General features: G+C 62.1%; 5 protein-coding genes and 1 pseudogene. 2 read left to right on the top strand and 4 right to left on the bottom strand.

All coding sequences use genetic code 11. From position 1 onward, the window contains the following. Positions 1-112: 112 nt before the first annotated feature. Positions 113-1,972, bottom strand: a complete 1,860-nt coding sequence (locus A0W34_RS16510) for a DUF4012 domain-containing protein (protein ID WP_081557954.1) — start codon at positions 1,970-1,972, stop codon at positions 113-115. Positions 1,973-2,164: 192 nt separating this feature from the next. Between A0W34_RS16510 and A0W34_RS16505 the strand changes: the two genes are divergently transcribed. Beyond that, the gene (locus tag A0W34_RS16505; RefSeq protein ID WP_081557953.1) at positions 2,165-18,376 is read left to right on the top strand and encodes a non-ribosomal peptide synthetase; all 16,212 of its coding nucleotides are present in this window, start codon (positions 2,165-2,167) and stop codon (positions 18,374-18,376) included. A 348-nt stretch (positions 18,377-18,724) separates the two neighbouring features. On the opposite strand, the gene A0W34_RS16500 is transcribed toward A0W34_RS16505, so the two are convergent. The 3 genes and pseudogenes from A0W34_RS16500 to A0W34_RS16495 form a co-directional block, all read right to left on the bottom strand. Beyond that, the gene (locus tag A0W34_RS16500) at positions 18,725-19,162 is read right to left on the bottom strand and encodes a DUF5655 domain-containing protein (protein ID WP_232329866.1); all 438 of its coding nucleotides are present in this window, start codon (positions 19,160-19,162) and stop codon (positions 18,725-18,727) included. Between the two features lie 41 nt (positions 19,163-19,203). Beyond that, positions 19,204-19,254, bottom strand: a pseudogene (locus A0W34_RS33745) (hypothetical protein); the annotation flags it as partial. A gap of 116 nt (positions 19,255-19,370) precedes the next feature. Beyond that, positions 19,371-20,024, bottom strand: a complete 654-nt coding sequence (locus A0W34_RS16495) for a GNAT family N-acetyltransferase (RefSeq protein WP_193595236.1) — start codon at positions 20,022-20,024, stop codon at positions 19,371-19,373. A gap of 124 nt (positions 20,025-20,148) precedes the next feature. Here A0W34_RS16495 and A0W34_RS16490 point away from each other — a divergent pair, with 124 nt between their 5' ends. Continuing rightward, a complete protein-coding gene (locus A0W34_RS16490) occupies positions 20,149-21,540 on the top strand; it encodes an MFS transporter (RefSeq protein WP_198035650.1) in 1,392 nt (463 codons plus the stop codon). Position 21,541 lies beyond the last annotated feature (1 nt).

The raw sequence follows: 21,541 nt of genomic DNA, 5'->3' as shown, positions 1-21,541 counted from the left end.
GGCGCGTCAGGAAGCATAGGCTAGCCTTTGGCGAAGTTTCAAATCTGCTGAAAGTTCACGAGCCCGACAACGGCGACATGCCTGGGGCCTCGTCGACGTTTGCCGGTCAAGCTCAGCAGCTAGGAACGTCGACGGTAATCTTCGGGTCGTCGACAAGCGGCTGGACCGGTACGCGTGCTTCACCCTCGGCTGTGGGCTCGGTCAGATCGAACTTCAGCTCAACGGTCTGGCCTCGCGGAATGACGGCCCTGGTCATGAATGCCGGGTGGCCCTGTTCGGTTCCGTTGACGGCAAACGAAATCTGCCCGCCCACGGAGACTGCGTCGAGTTTGGCGCCGGTCGTTGCCAGTAGTGTGACTGCAGCCACGTTGGTGCCCTTGGGTAGTCGTCCGGGGTTGTCGACGATCCCGCTGACATATTCGGTCAGGTCGGCGTCGGGCGCGTTGTTTGTCAGTCGAACAGTGACCGTTGTCTTTCGGGTGTCGCCGGTGCACGTCTGGGCTGTGTAGTCGATTTCTCGTGTGAGGTAGTAGTCGAGCTTGTTGCCGGCTTGGTTGTTGATCACCACACCGGCGTACGGCGCCGCATCATCGGGAATGGTGTGCCCGAGGACGGTGTCGGCGAGAACCGATTGTTCGTCGGGGTGAGAGCTCCACACGGCGATTCTGCCCTCGCTGACACCTCTGCCCAGAGCTTCCAGCAGTGCGCTCGGCGACTTGATGTTCCCGGTCATCTTCTCCACGACACGAGCTGCGATTGTCTGCAGATACTGCTTTCGTGCCTTGTTGTCGGAAGGGAAGCGAGCGTACGCAGTCGACTCGGTCAGTTCCACGACGTTGTCGGCGGTGACCGACTCTCCGTCGGGCATCTTGATCGGTCCTACCGCTTCGAGGATGTAACTCAGGGCGATCGGATCGGTCGCTATCGCACCGTCGACCATCTCACCCCCGGACTCCTGTGACCACAGGGACTGCCAGATCTGCGCTGCGTAGGGAAAGTGCGAGCTGAGGTTGCTGTTGCGAGAATCGGTGGTCGGGCGACTGTTTCCGTACAGCTGGTTGAAGTCAGGACCAAGGTCTATCGGTTGATTGTCCAGTGTTAGTTCGGAGTTGGGGGAGAGTGTGTCCACCCGAGCGGCGCCGTCGTCGACTCGGACGATGCCGTATCCACCCAACAGGCCGCCGGTTCCTCGCGCTTCCGCATTGGTCTGGAAACCGATGAAGTAGTTGCGCGGTCCGTCGGTGCCGAGCATTGCCGGTGCGATGCGCGCCGCGGTGGCGGTGTTCGTCAGGAGGGTAGCCAGTTCGCTTGTCTGCGACTGTAATTCTGCTCTGGCATCGTTAACTCGGCCCAGGTACTTCGATTCGGGAACTTCCTGTGCCTGCGACGACAGCAATTCCGCGGCGATAGCTGTTTCGGCCAGTTTCGGTTCCGCTTCGCGTAACGGTGCGAGTGCCAAGCGCCCACCGGGCTGCACCAATTCCGTTGGTGCGAGTGAAGTTCCGGTAGTCACGGCAGGGCCGAGAACGTCACGCGTAAGCCCCTGAACGACCTCGGTCATCTGGCGCGTCGACTCGAACGGCGACCCGATGACGGGAATTGCGGCGGTGATGTTCCAGGGGAGTGAATGGGTGTTGTCGTATGCGGCCGATGCTTCGCGATCGGCTTCCGCCGCGGCAGACTCTGCGACTCCCGTATCTCCGGCCAGGAGAGCGCTCTTCGCCGACTGTGCGTGGTCGCGAGCCGCCTCCAGGTTGTCTTTCGCTTCGTATGCCGTGTACCCGAGCCATGCCACGAAACCGCCCACTACCAGCGTCGTTGCGGTGATCGCGACTGCCGTTCTACGGCTTCGGAGAAAAGCGGCCGCCCCCTTGGTTTCGCGCTCCGGGCCCCTCGGTGGGATGGTGTTGGAGCCGCTCGGTTCAGCCCCGGAATCGTCGTCGGACTTTGGTCCCACCGTGTCGTTGTTCATCCGCTGAAGCTCCTGACGTTTGAGTGCGTGAAAGCTGCGTCGACATGTCTAGCAGTGTTGGCCCAGTGGTGAAAACTTAGACGAGACAGTAGGGTTCGGTTCGGCCGTTCGTGGTGTTCGCTCCCATGGATTCACGTGATCAGCCACCGAACGTTCGTGAAAAACAAGGCTGGTGAAATGTGAGGTGACGGGTTGAGTGCTTTTCCGTTGTCTCGGGCTCAGCTCGCGCTGTGGTTCGCGCAGCAATTGAGTCCGTCAACTCCGTTCGTGGTGGCTCAGTACGTGGAACTACGCGGACCGGTTGACGTCGACGCGCTGATCGAGGCAACGAATACGGCATGTCATGAATTGGAGTCGCCGTTCGTTCGCCTCGTCGCTACCGATGCCGAGCCGGCACAGGTCGTCGATCATTCGATCGTCGACGATCTCGCATACCTCGACTTACGCAGCGACCGCGACCCGGTTCGGCGCGCGAACGAGTGGATGACAGCGGAATACTCACGGCCACTTGACGTGATGTCTGACCGCCTGATCTCGGCAACCTTGCTTCACCTGGCAGATGAGCACTACTACTGGTACTCGCACGCCCATCACCTCGTGCTCGACGGACATGCGGCGATGACACTCACCGCTCGGGTGGCCGAGCGCTATTCGCATCTGGTTCATGGCAAGACGCTGACTCCTTTCGGTGGTCTCGGGGTACGTGCACTGCATGACCTCGACGTCGACTACCGATCCTCGTCGCGGTATCGATCGGACGAGCAGTACTGGACGGAGATGTCCGAAGGCCTGCCCCGCCCGGTTCGCCTCGCCGACGGCGCCGGGCTGACGTCCATGCCGCAGCGCATGATGGTTCGGACGCTGAATCCAACTCTTGCAAAACAGCTTTCGGATGTCGCGACCGAGTGGACTACCTCCGAGGTGGCGGTCCTCGTCGGTGCATTCGCGTCCTATCTCGGTCGCATGACTGATTCCGATGACGTAGTCCTCAGCTTGCCGGTGTCCGGCCGCACCACGGCGACGTCGAAACGGTCAGGTGGGATGCTGTCCAACATCGTGCCTGTTCGTGCGCAACTCGAACGGGATCTGTCGCCACGAGAACTGGTGCGTCAGATCTCGGTTCAGATGACCGGTGCACTACGCCACCAGCGATTCCGCTACGAGGACATGGGCTTCCAGGAAGGTCAGGGCGGATCCCGTGAGGCGGCGGGCCCGGCCGTGAACGTCATGATGTTTCACGAAGCCATTCGGCTCGGCGACGTCGTCGGCGAGTTTCACGTCCTCACATCCGGCCCCACCGAAGACCTGTTCTTCAGCATCTATCCGTCGATCGCGGGGGAGAACGTTCGCCTTTCCTTCGAAGCCAATCCGCACCTCTACAGCGAACGTGACTTGGCGATGCATCATCGTCAGTTCGTTCGGCTACTCGAGGGGTTCCTCGACTCGGCTACCCGTGCGCTCGGTGACCTCCCCATCCTCTCGACGGATGAAGTGAAGGATCTGGTCCCCGCGCTGGGTCCGCGGACGGACGGATTCGCGACGCTCGATTCGGTCATCAGAGGCGGCGCAGGGCAGGGGAGTGCTGTCGCGATCCGCGAGCAAGGTGTGGACGTCACTTACGACCAGCTCGGCGCTCGCGCGGATGCACTCTGCGCCTTGCTCGTGGAGAACGGAGTCGGACGAGGCGACGTCGTCGGGATCCTCACCGAGCGCTCGACCGATTCCGTAGTTGCATTCCACGCGGTAGTGCGGGTTGGTGCTGTCCTTCTTTTCGTGGATCCTCAAACACCCTCCGAGCGTGTCGCTTTCATTCTCGACGACGCCGACGTGTCCGTTGTGGTCGGTGGCGAACTCGTGGACGTGCCGGCTTGGGTGTGCGTCGTTGATCCCAGTGGCGACGAGACCGTCGAAGGGCCGGTGGATCGACGCGTGGGGGCGGGTTCATCTATCGCCGACCTGTCTCTGGACGACACCGCCTACGTGGTCTACACCTCTGGTTCTACCGGGCGACCGAAGGGTGTCGCGGTCACGCACCGAGGCATTGTGCCGTTGCTGCGTTCTCACGCACGGCGTCTGAACATCGATAGTTCCTCCCGCGTCGCGCTCCTTGCAAACACATCGTTCGACGTGGCGATCCTCGAGATTCTGCTTGCACACGGCTGCGGCGCGACCGCAGTGATCGTTCCTCCCGGATTGATCGGCGGAGTGGACCTTGAAGACTACCTGCGGCTTGAGGGTGTCACGCACCTGATCTCGACACCATCTGTTCCGCTGACGATGGATCCTCGGAAACTGCCGGATCTTCGAGTGTTGAACGTCGGTGGCGAGCGACCGCCGGTGGCGCTCGTGGATGTGTGGTCGAGTCATGTCGACATCGTGAATTCGTACGGCCCCAGTGAAGCAACCGTCGCGGCATTCATGAGCGAGCCACTCGAGCCTGGCGGTGATACTCCGATCGGGCGTCCGATCGACGGCGTTGCCGCTGTGGTGTTGGATTCGTGGTTGCGTCCGACTCCGGTCGGCGCCGTGGGGGAGCTGTACGTGATGGGACCAGGACTGGCGCGCGGGTATCTTTCCGCGACGCTGACCTCGGAGCGTTTCGTAGCGGCGCCCTTTGGTGCCACTGGTGCCGGCGAGCGCATGTACCGCACCGGGGATGTCGTGCGATGGAACGATGCCGGTCAACTCGAGTTCTTGGGTCGCTCTGATCAACAAGTCAAGATCCGTGGAGTACGCGTCGAACTGGGCGAGATCGAGGCTGTGCTCCTGTCGACTCCCGGCGTTGCGCAAGCAGCGGTGGTCGAGCGATCCGGGTCGCTTGCGGCGTATGTGACCGTGGCCGAAGGTGCAGCTCATCCGTTGAGCCAGACGATGGTGCTCGATCATCTGGCTTCCCGACTTCCTCGTTCCATGCTGCCGAGTTCGATGACTATTTTGGCAGCATTGCCCGTCACGAGCCATGGAAAGACCGACCGTTCAGCGCTCCCCGAACCGGCGTCGTCCGCGCCGGCCGAGCAGCGCGCGGCGGTCAACCGTCCGATCGAGTACGACGAGGAATTGATTGCCTCGGTGATGGCCGAGGTCCTCGGCGTCGGAGTTCTCGGACCGCACTCCGACTTGTTCGCCTGGGGCGGTAGTTCACTCGACGCCGTGTATGTTGCCGCGCGAGTGAGTTCCGCCCTCGGAAGACGGGTTGGCGTGAGGGACGTGTTCGGTGCCCCGACGCCGGCGCGCCTGGCCCGGGTGATCCGTGCGGGGCGCGCGGAGTGGGTGGAGGAACCCCAGCGCATTTCGGACGACCTCGTCGTGGAAATCGCACCGGCGCAACAACGCCTGTGGTTACTCAACCGTCTGGATCCCCAGTCGTCGGCGTACAACATTGCGTTCGAGGTCGCGTTCAGTGGTGCTCTGGATATCGAGGCGACGAGGGCGGCGGTAGGTGACCTGACCGATCGCCATCTCGTCTTGCGTACTGTTTTCTCGTTCGACCAGAATCACGATGCGTGGCCGATCCAGGTTGCGACCGCGACTCCGGTGACTCTGATCGAGGTTGCGTCCGAGGATTACGAGGCTGCGTCAGCGGATTTGGTTGCGGCGGGTTTCGACCTGGCGACCGATGCGCCTCTTCGCTTGATCCTCGCCTCCGGCAGCGACGCCGACCACCGCATGACCGTGGTTGCCCATCACGTCGCCCTGGACGGCCTTTCGTTCGCGACGATCGTCTCGGACCTCGTCGCGGCGTACGACGCTCGCGCCGACGGACGGTCGCCGATCTGGCCTTCGCCCGCTCTCGACTACCGCGACTATTCCGCTTGGCACAGAACCATTCTCGGTGATCCCGCGGATCCACAGAGCTTGGCAGGACGCCAGCTGGAATTCTGGTCCGACACACTCGCCGGTGTTGATCCGACTCTTGCGCTTCCCGTGGACAGATCCCGCCGGCCGGACCAACCGTCGTCGGCGCGGGACGTGGCGTTCGAGTTGCCCTCACCTATCCATGCGGCGCTGAACGAGATCGCTCGCGCGCACGACTGCACAACCTTCATGGTGTTGCACGCCTGCCTTGCGATCGCACTGAGCAAGATCACCGGTGCGTCCGATGTGGTCATCGGGACCCCGACCTCCGGACGAACGCATCCTTCGTTCGACGGTGTCGTCGGTATGTTCGTCGGGACCGTCGCGCTGCGAACGCTCCTTCGCGGCGGAGACACGTTCGGTGAGTTCTTGACTCGGGTGCGCGAGGTTGATGTGGCGGCCCTGTCCAATGCCGACGTTCCGTTCGACTGGGTGGTCGACCGTGCGGTCGGTGGGGGCGTAGGTGAGAAGAATTCCTTCCTCCGAGTTGTTTTCGCTGTCGATCCGGTAGCGCCCGACTCCGAGATCGCGATGGGAACTTTGACGGCGCACGGCACTCCGCTACCTCCGGTCCACCCTCGCTTCGACCTCGAAGTGACGGTGCGCGAGGATCGTACGATTGACGGAGACGCGAGCGGTGTTCGCGGCACTTTCCGATATGCCGCCGATCTGTTCGATGCAGGCACCGTGCAGAGCTGGGTCGAGCGGCTTCGTCGAGTATGTGACTCGATTACCGAGAACTCGTCAATCATGCTGCGTGACATCGATGTTCTCAGTGTTGCGGAACGCGAAGAATTGTCGGCTCGGGTGCCGACGCCTTCGATTGTCGCGCAGTCGCTGCCTGACCTCTTCGGGGCCGTCGCAGCCCGGCATCCGAATGCAATCGCGGTGTCGAGTGGCGATACTCGCGTCACCTATGAAGAGGTGCGAGTTCGTTCGGAGGGCCTTGCCGCTGTCTTGATCGATCGAGGAATTCGAGTCGGTGATCGCGTGGCGGTCGCCCTGCCTCGATCGGTCGACCTCGTCGTAGCCATCATCGCTGTCGTTCGCGCGGGCGCGACGTACGTCCCGATCGACTTGCAGTATCCCGACGCTCGTATCCACTACGTACTTGCCGATGCAGGCCCGAAAGCGATTCTGTCGACGGACGAATCAGCTGGGCGGTTCGTTGGGTACGAGCAACCTGTCATCTTCGTGGACGAGACGACTGACGCTACGGCCGACTGGCCCGTTGCACAGTCGGAGTCCGCCGCCTACGTGATCTACACTTCCGGATCAACCGGAGCTCCCAAAGGCGTAGTGGTGTCTCAGGACAACGTGTTGGCGCTGCTCGCCTCGACCCGAGAGATCTTCGACTTCAACGCCGAAGATGTGTGGACGATGTTTCATTCGTACGCATTCGACTTCTCGGTCTGGGAGATGTGGGGTTCGTTGACCACTGGCGGATCCCTCGTGATCGTGGACGGTGATGTCGCGCGCTCACCCGAAAGATTCGCGAATCTGATTGTGCGGGAACGAGTGACCGTTCTCAATCAGACCCCGGCCGCCTTCTATGCGTTGGCGGAAGTCACGCAGGAAATGCTGCTTCCGCTCCGGACGATTGTTTTCGGCGGTGATCGCCTCGACGCCGGGCGCGTGGAGGCTTGGTTCGATCGGCACCCGGACGTGCGGGGCGTCAACATGTTCGGAATCACCGAAACCACAGTCCATGTCACCAGTTTCGATCTTGTCCCCGGTGACGAGACTGTCTCGCCGATCGGGTCCCCACTACCAGGGTTGCGCAGCTACGTACTGGACGCGTCGTTTAAGCCCGTCCCTCCGGGATCTGTCGGCGAACTGTATGTTGCGGGTCCGCAGGTGGCCGAAGGCTACTTGGGTCGACCCGCGATGACGTCTTCGCGATTCGTGCCTGAACCCGGATTCGATGGATCACGGATGTACCGCAGCGGCGATCTGGTCCGTTGGCGAGCCGGCCGACTCGAATATGTTCGCCGCGCCGACGGTCAGATGGCACTGCGCGGTTACCGCATCGAACCGGGCGAGGTCGAATCCGCGCTGTTGGCTCACACGTCGGTGGAGCAGGCCGCGGTAGTGGTGAGAGAACTCGACAGCGGGCCGACTTTGGTCGGTTACATCACCCCGGGGAGCGGACACGACCTCGACGGCGTCTTGCGGACTGCTCGTTCGTTGCTGCCCGCGCACATGGTTCCGTCGGCTTTGATGGTGCTCGCGTCATTACCGGTCACGATCAACGGCAAAATCGACCGAGCATCGTTGCCGACCCCGGTGTCTCTCACGCAGCCGACTCGGCAGTCGCGAGACTTCTTCGAGCAGACAGTCGCAGCTATTCTGAGCGATTTGATGGAAGTTCCGCATGTCGATCCGGTCCGGAACCTCTTCGATCAAGGCGCCAATTCCTTGATCGCCACTCGTCTTTCGTCGCGTCTGAACTCCGCCCTGGGCTGCAACCTCGACGTCCGCGATGTGTTCGAGCACCCATCCGTCGATCAGCTCGCAGACATCGCTGCTGCGCGGATAGGTGTAGGGCGAACCGGCGCGGAGCACGCGTCTGACGTGTCCTTGGGGCCTCGTTCGGACAACAAGGAAGTGCACCTGTCAGCTTCCCAGCATCGAATGTGGATTCTGAATCAGTTGGATACAGACTCCGCCGGATACAACATCCCGATCGTGCTGCGCTTGGCAGGCGAGCTGGACGTGGTTGCGGCCGAACTGGCAATTCGTGACGTGATCAATCGCCATCGCACTCTGCGGACCGTGTACCCGGTTGTCGGCGGCGGCCCGGTTCAGACGGTGCTCGACGCCGAGGATGCGCTTCCGGCCTTTCAGCTCGAGGCACTCGACGGCGGTGACGCCGAGAATTGTGTAGCAGAACTGGTGGGTTCGGGCTTCGATGTCACCGTTGATCCGCCCGTACGTGCGGCACTTCTCCAGGTTTCACCTGTCGAGCACATCCTGGCTGTCGTCGTCCATCACATTGCCGCCGACGCTCGATCACTCGAATTGTTGGTCCGCGACTTCACTGCGGCGTACATCGCCCGCTCGGCGCAGCACGCTCCGCAGTGGTCGCCGCTCGCGCTCGAATACTCCGATTACAGTGCATGGCAAAGGGAATCGGGGATTCCCGAGACGGTACGCAGCTACTGGATGCAGGCTCTCGAAGGACTTCCCGAGCAGGTGACGCTTCCCCTCGATCGTCCACGTTCGACGTTCGCCCGTGCGTCGAGCTGTCGGGTGGAGATCTCAGGTTCGGTACGAACGGGCCTTCAGACACTCGCACGATCGAACAACGCGACCATGTTCATGGTTGTACACGCCGCTCTCGCGGCGCTGTTGGCGAGGTACAACGGTAGCAATGACGTAGCTGTCGGCACTGTTGTGTCCGGACGCGTCACACCTGAACTCGACGAGCTGGTCGGCATGTTTGCCGGCACGATTGTTCTTCGAACCGAAGTCGATCCGTCGAACTCGTTCGGCCGGTTGGTCGAGCAGGTTCGTCAGCGTGACGTAGCGGCGTTCGCGCACGCAGAGATGCCCTTCGAATCGCTGGTCGATCTGATCGACCCACCGCGATCGCGTTCGCGACATCCGTTGTTCCAGGTGGCGCTCTCGTTCCGAACTGCTGAGACCGCCGCGTGGTCGATACCATGGCTGGACATCACACAGATTGCTCCTGAAGTCAGGCACGCAAATTTCGATCTGCAGGTCAACGTCACGGACGAGGGGGTCGGGGGCGAACTCGGTCTCGAATTCGTCTACAACGCTGATCTATTCGATGATCTGACGGTATCGAGCTTTGCGGGCCGGTTCGAGCGCTTCCTGAATCAAGTGTCTGTCGACCCGAATGTCGCCGTAGGGCAAATCGACCTGTTGGACAGTGCGGAACGAGCTCTTCTCGTCCCCGCACACGGCGCGGTCGACCGGCCTGATCGATCTCGACTTTCCGGTACGACACTTGCCTCCATGCTGCGCTTCGGCGTCGAATCCGCCCCGGACGCTGTGGCGGTCGAGGGTGAGGGCAACACACTGACTTACCGGGAACTCGATGCCCAGTCGGATGTCGCAGCCGACGAGTTGCGCTCCCGGGGAGTTGGAGTCGACCAGGTCGCTGCTTGGACTGCAGATCGGTCGATTGCGTCGATCGTGCAACTGTGGGCAATCGCGAAGGTCGGTGCAGCTCCGGCATTGACGGACCCGGAACAGCCGCAGGCGCGAGTACGCGATGTCCTCGAAACACTGGGCACCGGAGCAATCGGCGGCCGCAACGCTGGTGGTGAAGACGCTGGTGGTGAAGACGCTGGTGGTGAGAAGGTCACCGACTCGGTGCGCGAATATTCCGAGAACCTGGCGGCCTACGTAGTTTTCACGTCAGGAACGACCGGAACCCCCAAGGCTGTGGTCGTGACCAACGGCGGGCTCGGTGTGATCGCCGAAGACCTGCCCGGTCGATTCTCGGCTGGGCCAGGTTCTCGCGTATTCCATCGCGGAGCGCCAGGATTCGACATGACGTTGCTCGAGGTGCTCATCGCGAGTGCGTCCGGGGCCACGCTCGTTCTGGCGAAGAACGAAGAACTGTTCGGCTCGGGACTCGCATCAGCACTGAGGCGCGAGCGAATTACTCATCTGTGCGCCACACCTACTGTCGTCGCCTCGATCGGCGACCCTTCGCTGCCGGACCTTTCCACGGTGATGTTCGGGGGCGAGCGACTCGGCGGCGCGTTGGCGAAGCGCTGGCAAGCCGGACGCCGAGTCATCAACGGATACGGACCTGCCGAGTCGACCATGTATTCGCTTGCTACCGAACCACTGTCGATCGAACAACTGTCGGCTGACACTCACGACGGATCGATCGGGTATCCACTGGCCGGGGTCGACGCCGTCGTGCTCGATGATCGACTCGAACCGGTGCCGCCGAGAGTCGCCGGCGAACTGTATCTCTCAGGTCGAATGCTCGCTCGCGGTTACGCCGGCCAACCGGCCCGAACTGCGGAACGATTCGTGGCAACCGGTTCAGGCGCCCGGATGTACCGGACCGGCGACCTGGTGATGTGGAAGCCGGAAAGCCCCAAATCCGAGGGAAATACGTATCGCCTGCATTATCTCGGGCGAACCGACGTGCAGGTGAAGGTCAACGGTGTCCGGATCGAACCGGGTGAGATCGAGGCAGTCATTCAGTCTGTCGCGAACGTCGACTTCTGTGTCGTCGGGGTTCGGTCGGCCGAAGGTGGAAGTCCTCTGTTGGTCGCCTACGTGAGAAGCTCAGGTGCCGAAAGAGTTGACACTGGTCAACTTCGCGCTGCCGCCGCAGAAGTCCTTCCGACGTACATGGTTCCGCATGCCATCGTCGACATCGAGGGCGAGCTTCCGATGCGGAACGGAAAGGTCGACTTCGCCCGTCTCCCGTCTCCGACACTGGATGCTTCCCGTGCAGAGGGGCCGGCCACCGCCACCGAACGTGTTGTAGCCGGAGCTTTTGGTTCCGTCCTCGGTGGGAATGAGGACGACCGCGACGCAGACTTCTTCTCGCTCGGGGGCAACTCGCTGTCGGCCGCGGAGGTTACCTCGCTCTTGAGTAGTACTCTGGGGCTGGTTGTTCCGCTCAGGACCGTATTCGAGCATCCAACAGTTGCGGCGTTGGCAGCCCGGCTCGATTCGCTCGAGCAGAACGACTCGGTGACCGATCTTGTCCGACTGGAACCGCGCCGCGACCCCACGCCCGCACCCCTGTCACGAAACCAGCGTGCGATGTGGGTACTGAATCAGCGGAACACGGCGAGCGGCGCGTACAACCTGCCGATCTGCATCGAGATCGACGGTGAACTCGACGCGGCCGCGCTGCGTCAGGCAGCAACGGATCTTGTCGGTCGTCATGATGTCCTCAGAACCCGGTATCCGGGCACTCCACCGGTTCAGGTCGTGGATCCTCCGACCTCCGTGACAATGGAAACGCGGCTGGTCGCCGACATCGAGGTCGAGGTGCTGCTGCGAGAGTTCGGCTCGCGTGGTTTCGATGTAGCGGCAGACCTGCCGGTGCGCTGGATGCTGCTCCAGGTGTCACCGGTCAGGCACGTTCTGGCAGTGAGCTTTCATCACATCGCAGTCGACGGGGTGTCGATGCGAACGGTGGTCGGCGACCTGCTGACCGCGTACGGCAAGCGACGAGCTGGACTGGATTCGCAATGGTCTCCGTTGCCGATCCAGTACGGGGATTTTGCCGCGTGGGAGGCAGCACGTGATGTTTCCCCTGTCGTCGAGCAGTTCTGGCGCCGAACGCTCGACGGTGTGACATCTGTGTCTCCGCTGACGGTGGATCACTCCGATGGCGGGCCGGATACCTTAGCGCAGCGAGTGAACTTCGTGATACCAGCCGTCATCACCTCGGCACTGCAGGCGCGAGCCGACCGATTGAAGGTTTCGCTGTTCGCGGTGGTTCATGCGGCGTTGTCGGTGGTGCTTGCCAAGCTGAGTGGAAATCCCGATGTCGTGATCGCGACAGCTGTCGACGGACGGCGGGCGCCTCAGCTCGACGGCGTGGTCGGCATGTTCGTGGATACGGTGCCTCTTCGCCTTCGGATCGACGGGGACGTGCCGATCGATCTTCTGTTGGGTGCAGCTTTCGATGCTGATGTGGCAGCGTTCGAAAACAGCTCTGTTCCTGCCGAGTTGGTTGGTGAGCTGCTCGGTGGACGAACTCCCCAGATTGCGCTGGGTCTGCAGAACTTCGCGATCCCTGCCGTGGAGGTTTCCGGCCTCACGATTGAGGCTCGCGAAATCGAGACCGCGACAACGAAGTTCCCCATGCATGTCTCGCTCGCACCCGCTGACGACGGTTCATTGACCGGAGCGCTCATCTATGCCGCGAGCGCATTCGATCCTTCGAGCGCCGACGCGGTTACCCGACAGCTGTCGAGAGTGCTCACCTCGATTGCCGAGGATGTACCAGTACTCGTTTCGGATCTCGCGGTGGGCGCGGCGCCCAGTTGGACTGCTGCCGAAGTCGATTCGTCCCGCACACTGACCGAGATCTTCGCCGCCACCGCGGCGCGATTCCCGAACAACATTGCTCTCGACGACGGACACCGCACGGTGACGTATGCCGAACTCGACTCTGCCTCGGATGCCCAAGCCTGGGAACTGGTGGCTCGGGGAGCAGGACCGGGTGCCGTGTACGAGATTCCGGCGGTACGGACTATCGCGTACCTGGTCCGAATGTTGGCGATCTCGAAAACGGGCGCGGCATTCGTGCCGATCGACCCCGACCTGCCACCGGCACGTCTGAAGCAGCTGCGCACAGTCCTCTCCGATCGCAGCCCTGTTCCCGGTCGGCAGTATCCGGATTCAGTCGCGTACGTTGTTCACACGTCCGGGTCGACCGGTGAACCGAAAGGCGTTGCAGTCACACACCGAGGACTGGGCCTGCTGACCGACGATGCTGTCCGCAAGTACGGCGTGACTTCGGACTCGGTTGTGCTGCACGGTTACAAACCGACGTTCGATGCAGCAATCCTCGAGATGATGTTGGCGATCGGCGCCGGGGCTACCTTGGCGGTCGCTCCTCGGGAGGCTTTCGGCGGAAGGGCACTCGAAGAATTCGTCGCAGAACGCGGCGTCACTCACATGTTGTCCACTCCAGCCGTACTCGACACGATGGCTCCGGAGCGGTTCGATTCGCTCGAGGTGGTGGCAGTCGGTGGCGATGTGCTCTCACCTTCCACCGCGCGTGCGTGGAGTCGCCGCGCGCGAATGCTCAATGCGTACGGACCGACGGAATGCACGGTGGTCACCACTGTCGCCGAAGTGGATCATCGGGTCACCATCGGAGTCCCGCTCGCCGGAATCGGTGCAGAGGTGCTCGATACGCGACTGCGTCCGGTGCCGTGGGCCGGGATCGGTGAGTTGTACGTCAGCGGGCCCGGGCTTGCGATGGGCTATGCCGGAGATCCTGCCGGCACCGCCACGTCGTTCATCGCAGCACCCGGTGGGCACCGCCGTTATCGGACCGGTGATCTGGTTCATCGCCGCACGGATGACACGCTCGGATTCGTCGGACGCTCCGACCGTCAGATGAGCGTGCGAGGAATCCGCGTCGAGCCCGCCGAAATCGAATCAGCTCTGCGTCGGTGCACGGGCGTCGAGGCTGCGGCGGTTGTCCTCGTCGACGACATTGCGGTTGCATGTGCGGTCGGCGATGGTGTGGAGGCGGATCAGCTGACAATCGAGTTGGCCGCGATGTTGCCTGCGTATCTGATGCCCGGCCGCGTGGTCGTATTGGAGTCGATCCCGCTCACGACGAACGGAAAACTGGACGCAGATGCGTTGCGGCGCCATGTGTTCGAGAGCCAGGCGCCCGATGCAGCAGTGACGGTTTCGGAGGAACTCGTCACCGCTGTCATGTCGGAACACGTGTCCGGAAGTTTCGGCGCTCTGCACAACCTGTTCGAATCAGGTGGTGATTCGTTGGCCGCGGCAGCGGTGGCAGGTCGACTCGCCTCGATCTTCGCGCGGGATGTGCCTGTTCGCGCCGTCTTCGACAATCCGTCGCCGCGAGCGATGTCTCAGTGGCTGTCGGCGAGCGCGTCCGATGGCAAACGCCGCGAACTGACTCGACGTGATCCCGGCAAGCCGGCCCCGCTGGCGCCCTCGCAACAACGACTCTGGCTGATCAATCAGCTTCAGCCGGAATCGACTGCGTACAACCTGACGTTTGCAGCGGTCCTGGCAGACGACGTCGATCGTTCGGTCTTGAGCAGCGCGCTCAGCGACGTCGTCGATCACCATGCCGTTTTGCGAACTGTCTGTGTTCCGGGTGAATTCGGTCCGGAACAACTTGAAATGGACTCTGTTGCATTCGATCTCACTGCGGTACACGTCGGCGAAATCCGTGCGAGCGCTTCGGCATTCGCGACTGTGCCGTTCGATCTCGAACGAGATGTTCCGTTCCGTGTGCGTGTGTTCACCGAAAAGGCAGGAGTCGACTCTGCAGGACTGACGGTCCTGGTCATAGTTGTTCACCACATCGCGATCGACGGAGCGTCGATGGGCCCGATCCTGACCGATTTCGTGGCAGCCTTCGAGGCCAGGTCGGCAGGTCTTCCCTGGGATCGCTCGTCGGGGGAGATCAGCTACGGCGACTACAGTTTCTGGGCGAGAGAGAGCTTGGGTGACCCCGAGGATTCTCTCAGCATGGCCCACCGGCAACTCGACTACTGGTCGGACGCACTTTGTGGCGTCGAGGATGTGTTGGCTCTACCCGTCGACAACCCCCGGAGTCCCGTGTCTTCACGATCCGAGGAGATGGTGACGGAAGTCCTCGACGGCGCCACCTACGACGCGTTGTCGGCGTTGGCTCGTTCGCATGGTGTCACGGTATTCATGGTCGTCCACAGCGTGATTGCCGTGCTGCTCGCTCGCGAGTGCGTCACGGACGACGTCGTGGTGGGAGCAGCTGTGAGTCTGCGGAACGATCCGGCGCTGCTGAGCGTCGCCGGAATGATGGTGGGTACTGTCGCATTGCGCACGAGGATCAACTCCACCGATCGCTTCGCTGCTGTTCTGGACGAGGTTCGCCGTGTCGATCTGGAAGCAATGGCGAACGCGGACGTCTCGTTCGACGACGTCGTTGCGAAGGTCGATCCGCCGCGCAGGATGAACGAGCATCCGCTGTTCACGGTCATGCTGGCGTACCGGCGAGCGCTGGAGTTGCCGCAGATCGACGGCATTACCGTCTTCGACATCGAGAATTCAGGGGCGTCGACCGGTTACGACTTGACGTGGGACCTGGTCGACACCGGTGACAGTCTGACTATTCGATTGCTGTATGCGACGGACAAGTTCCGCGAGTCGACCGCGGAACTGTTCATGCAGCGGGTGAGACGTATCGCCGAATCAGTGACCGCGGAACCCGAGATTGTGATCGGGGAGATCGAACTGCTGTCCGGACTCGAACGCTCGGCGCTGACTGCTGCGAATCCTCGCCACGTCGAACCTCTGACGATTGCCGACATTTTCGAACGCGCTCTGCGTCAGGCGCCCGACGGCGTCGCGCTGGAAGAGAACGGCAGACGCTGGACTTACCGCGACCTGCACGAGGAGTCGTCGCACTGGACACGCGAGTTGGTGGTCCGAGGAATCGGACCCGACGACGTGGTGGCCGTTGCGCTCGGGCGCGGGCATCTGTGGATCGTTGCGTTGTGGGCAGTAGCGCGTGCAGGCGCAGCGTGGCTGTCGCTCGATCCGGCGCTGCCGACAGCGCGCCGGCAGACGATGGTCGAGGAATGCGGTTCGGTTGTCGGTTTGACAGCGGGAGGTGCATCCGAGAGTTTGCCCGAGTGCGTCGAGTGGGTGGCGATGGACGAATCCCGCACTGCTGGTGGCGCTGCCGAGGTATCGGCAACGCCGGCTCACCCCGACAACCTCGCCTACGTCATCTACACGTCGGGTTCCACGGGAAGACCCAAGGGCGTGGAGGTTTCACACCGCGGAATCATGAACGTCTGCACCGCACACGCCGAGATCGCCGAGCTCGAGCGTGGCCCCCGAGTCCTGCAATTGGCGTCGTCGACCTTCGACGCGTCGGTGATCGAGATCCTTCTCGCGGCTGCAGGGTGTGGAACGCTGATTCTGACTCCCGACTTCGTCTACGGGGGAGAAGAACTCACGAATCTGCTGATAGCCGCCGACGTAACACATCTGATCGTGACGCCGACGGTCCTGGCGACAGTCGATCCGGATGCAGTGCAACCGTTGATCGTCGAATCGATGGGGGAGCCGCTCTCTGCGCGCCTTGCGTCGGCGTGGTCACCCCGACATCGCATCGTCAACGGATACGGACCGACCGAATCAACGATCGCGGCATCGATTTCCGCACGGATCACTGACGCGGACGTCACTGTCGGCACTCCAGTCCCTGGTACGACAGCATTTGTTCTCGATCAGAGGCTCCGACCGGTTCCGGATGGCGTTGCGGGAGAACTGTTCCTCGCCGGTGAGAATGTGGCACGGGGGTACGTCGCTTCCCCGGCTCTGACTTCCGAGCGCTTTGTTGCCAATCCTCATGCGGTGGGGACTCGGATGTATCGCACGGGTGACCTCGTGCGTCGTAGGCGTCACGACCGAGCGCTCGAGTACCTGGGTCGCAACGACGCGCAGGTGAAGGTGCGGGGTGTCCGCGTGGAACCGGCGGAGGTCGACGCGGCTCTGTCAAGCCATGGAGCAGTGGCCTTCTCGGTAACCGTTGTCTGTGACGACGGGCACGGATCCGCTGAGCTCCGTTCGTATGTGACGTTGGCGGAAAACGGTTCGGCGACGGAATCGGAGCTTCGCGGGTTCGTCTCCGGCCTGCTGCCGAAGCACCTGCTGCCTTCGTCGGTGACGATAGTGGGCGAGGTACCGTTGCTCGCTTCGGGGAAGATAGACGCAGCGGCACTTCCTGCTCCTTCACCGCAGCCAGGGTCGAGTGTGGATCGACCCATCTCGGATACCGAACGTCACGTGGCACAGGCATTCGAGGGCGTGACCGGCGCGATATCGGTCGGCCGCTACGACGACTTCTTCGAGCTCGGCGGGACATCGATGGGTGCAGTTCGAGTGGCTACGCGCTTGCGTGAGAGCCTGAACAGGGAATTCCCGGTTCAATGGATTTTCACCGACCGAACTGTGGCGGAGCTTGCCTCTCGGATGGATCTCGTTCATGCCGATGTCTTCGAGGGTGATTCGCTTCGTTCGGATCCGCTGGACACGGTCGTCATGCTCGGAGGCGACCCCGATGACCAACGGCCGCCGTTGTTCTGTGTGCATCCGGTCAGCGGAATTGCCTGGTGCTACGCCGGACTCGTCGGTCAGCTGCGGGGTCGACGGGTGTACGGCATCCAGGCAACGGGAGCAGGTGAATTGCCAGGCACGGTGGCGGAGTTGGCGTCGGGGTACGTCGATGCCGTACGGACGGTGCAGCCGTCGGGTGAATACCATCTACTGGGTTGGTCTGCCGGCGGAACGATCGCGCTCGAGATGGCGAGCCAGCTCGAAGAGGCCGGCGATCTGGTCGGTTCGGTTGTCATGCTCGACGCGCTGTTACCGGAGATGATGCCATCGGTACAAGCGGCTCCGAAACCTTCCGAACTGTTCGCGCAGATCGGGCTATCCGAGGTTGAAACTGAAACTGCAGCACTGACTTTCACAGACGTTGCGACAGAGATCCGAAGGCAGACCGGTATGGATTTCCTTTCCGATACGGTACTCGAATCCGTAGTGGGTCGGGTGGAAAAACTGTCGCGAATCGTTCGGGACCACACGCCGAGGCACTATTTCGGGTCAGTGGAACTGTTTGTGGCGCAGCATGATCTGCCTGAACATCGTCACCTGGTCGAAAGGTGGTCCGAACTGGTGGGGCCGTTGCGGGCGTACCTGGTCGACTGCTCCCACTCGGAAATGTCGAGCACTGAGGTGTTGGCGGAGGTCGCCCAAGTTCTCGTCGGCTATCTCGAAGGTGTCGATTCGGATTCGAAGGATCGCAATCATACTGGGGTGCAGTAGATCTAACGGGCCGGGACTTTGGTCCGGAATTGTCACTCCCGTGGTCCCCTTGCTTCAGTTCCGCAAGTGGAATCGGTAGCATTTCCCTTGTGGCAGTAAGCCATTCAGAAACTATCTCCGGAGGATCGTATGTTGGGTTCCCTTTTTTCCATCAGCTCTGAAATCGGTGTTCCGTCCGTCGACGCGCTCTTCGAGGCTGCTCGGACCATCATCGGCGCGCTCTTCGGCCTGAGCTGACACGTCGCAGCGACCTTCCCCCGCGGTGAAGAAAGTCCCTGTTCTCCGACAAGGAGGACAGGGACTTTCGTGCAGCCTGCAGGTGCGTTTGCGTGGCGGTGAGTGGGTGACCTACCGGCCGTTCTGTTGATACGCGATCGCTGTCAGCGATCCGACTTCGTCGTTCACGTCTGCGGTGCTGGTGAGCCCGATCTTGTGGGTCGACTGCCCGGGAGCTTTGGCCGTGACAAGAAGTTCGGATTCGGGGGCCTCGACAAAACGTAGTCCGAGGTCGACTCGGGCCGTGGTGGCCGCTGCGATGGCGGCGAATTGGCGAGCGCGAATGAAGGGCGTGTAGGTTCCGCGGCCTTCGACCCGAACATCGGTTCCGAGTTCTTCGATCAGACGTCGGGCTGCATCGAAGATCGGCCGCAGTGCCGCCTTCGGGCCGCTGTACTGCTGGTCGATGTATTGCTCGACGGTCGGCTCCACCCATCCGGACTGTTCGGCAGTCTCGAATGCAATTGCCCACTGCGAATTCTGCGGCACACCGGCTCTGCTTTCAGCCACTTGCGCACTTCGTTCTGATCGAGCGGGTCGACCCCGGACGTCCGTACGGCCTCAACCCATTCTTCGAGGGTGCGCCCGGTACGGTCGCGCATGGACGAGGTGACTGCGGCCATCATGTCGGAGGGTTCCATGTGTCTGTTCTACCGGTTGTCGCTGGTCTTCCGGTTGTCGCTGCTCTCTCGGTTCTCACGGTGCACGGGTAGCTCGCTCAGTCGATGCCGAGCATCGTCTTGAACGCGCGCACGCCGGTCACTTCGACGGGATACGGCGGTGCGACAAAATCTTCGCGGCTGAGGGTGAAGAGACGACGCACGGTCATGCGACCGTCGGCAGCCAACTCCTCTACTGTGCCGTCTGCGCGGTACCCGACTTTGGTGGACACCGTGATCGAGGCGGGGTTGTCCGTGAATGCCGATGACACGACGCTTCGTGCACCCAAAGAGTCGAATGCGAATGCGCAGATTGCCTGTCGGGCGAGAGTGCCGACACCCCGGCCTTGGAACCCGCGTCCAATCCACGAGCCGGTTTCACCGGTACGACTGGTAGGAAAGTCCGTCGCGGCGAACGCCTGGCAGCCGACGATTTCTCCGTCGACGACAATGGCTGTTTCGAATTTCCAGTCGGTCATGGTCATCGCTCCGCGGACCGACCAGTGGTATTGGATGAATCTTCGCGACACTTCGTCGGGAGTGCCCACCGTCCAGGGGACGAGAAACGGCATCTGTTCGGCAGGGTGAATGCCGGCTCGGACCAGCGCAGTGAGTTCGGGGAAATGATCGTCGCGCACAGGGAGCAAGGTGACGGGCCCACACGTGATCGTGACTCCGTACGGAGGCCAGATCTCTCGCAGTGGGTCAACCATCGTCTTCAGACCTTCGTTTCGTGTGCGAATCGGGTCACAGTCTGGCATGCCAGGCCCGTCCGAGTGAGCGACTTCTGGTCATCGGGATTCTTTTGCCCTCGCGGTACGAAGTCGTGACATTAGTGTGTGGACGGTGACTACAGACAAACCGGTACGTCTTCGTGAAGGTAGATCGCCCGACAGGCTTTCGCGTGGTGTGGTGGCCGGATACGCAGCGGGAAGTGTCGGTACGGGTGGATTCGGTGTTCTGCCAGGTCTGGTACTGGCGTACTACCTGACCGACACGCTCGGCGTTGCCGCGGCGCTCGCGTCCCTTGTGGTCATTGTCCCGAAAATCGCCGACGTCCTGATCGATCCGCTGATCGGGTCGATCAGCGACCGAAGCTCTCATCGAACCGGTACGCGAGTGCCACTCATGCTCGCAGGCGCTCTGGGACTGCCGTTGCTCTTCATTCTCACGTTCTCGGCCCCGGTGTCGGCCGGCCCAGGAGTCGGGGCGATGTGGGTGCTCGTCTTCTTCCTGCTCGCGGCGAGTGCCTACAGCCTCTTTCAGGTTCCATATATCGCGTTGCCGACCGAGTTGACCGGCGATTACCACGAGCGCACTCGGTTGGTATCGGTTCGAATTGCGGTGTTGGCCCTGACAATTCTGGTCATCGGCGCCGGCGGACCCGAGCTCCGCGATGCTGCCGGAGGCGGAGCACGCGGTTATCTGGTCATGGCGATCGGGGTGTCGGCGCTGATGTGCGGGGCAATGATCTGGGCAGTTCGCGGAGCCGCGCGCCACACGGTGACTCACGCGGACGCGCCGGTCGGCTCGTTGCTCTCGCAGTACCGGGACGGGTTCGACGCGATACGACGTACCCGCGCGTTCCGATTGCTGGTCAGCGTCTTCGTGCTCCAAGCTCTTGCCACCGCCGTGATGTTGGCGGGTGCGCAATATCTGGCGACCTATGTGATGGGCAACGAAGGTGCGCTCACCGGTCTTTTCGTTGCACTCGTCGGACCAGCTCTCGTCGTCATGCCGCTGTGGTACCGGTTCTCGCATCGGTACGGAAAGCTTCGCGGTTACGTGGTGTCTTCGGTTCTGTTCGTTGTCGCCACGGCGTTGTTGACGCTTGCGGCTGTCGACGCGGGTTCGTGGATCTACGGTGCCGTCGCGCTTGCCGGCGTCGGCTACGCCGGCATGCAGGTGTTCCCGCTGGCGATGCTTCCGGACGTCATCGAGGACGACGCGCGAATCGGTGGGCGCCAACGCGGTGGTTCGCTCAGTGGTATCTGGACCGCCGCGGAAACCGCAGCCCTTGCCCTGGGACCCGCGGTGTTCTTGGGTGTACTCGCGGTGACCGGCTTCGTCTCGAAAACTGCGGGCGAGACTGTCGTGCAACCGGAATCGGCGCTGACCGGAATTGCCCTCGGCTTCTCGGTCGTGCCGGCGATCCTGGTTGCGATCAGCCTGGTCGTATTGCGGAATTACCGCACCGAACAAGAATCCACTCACGAGAACGAAAGGTGAA

Origin of the sequence: Rhodococcus sp. BH4 (assembly GCF_002079265.1) — a bacterium.
GTDB lineage: Bacteria > Actinomycetota > Actinomycetes > Mycobacteriales > Mycobacteriaceae > Rhodococcus_F > Rhodococcus_F qingshengii.
This window is presented reverse-complemented; position numbering and strand designations above follow the sequence as displayed.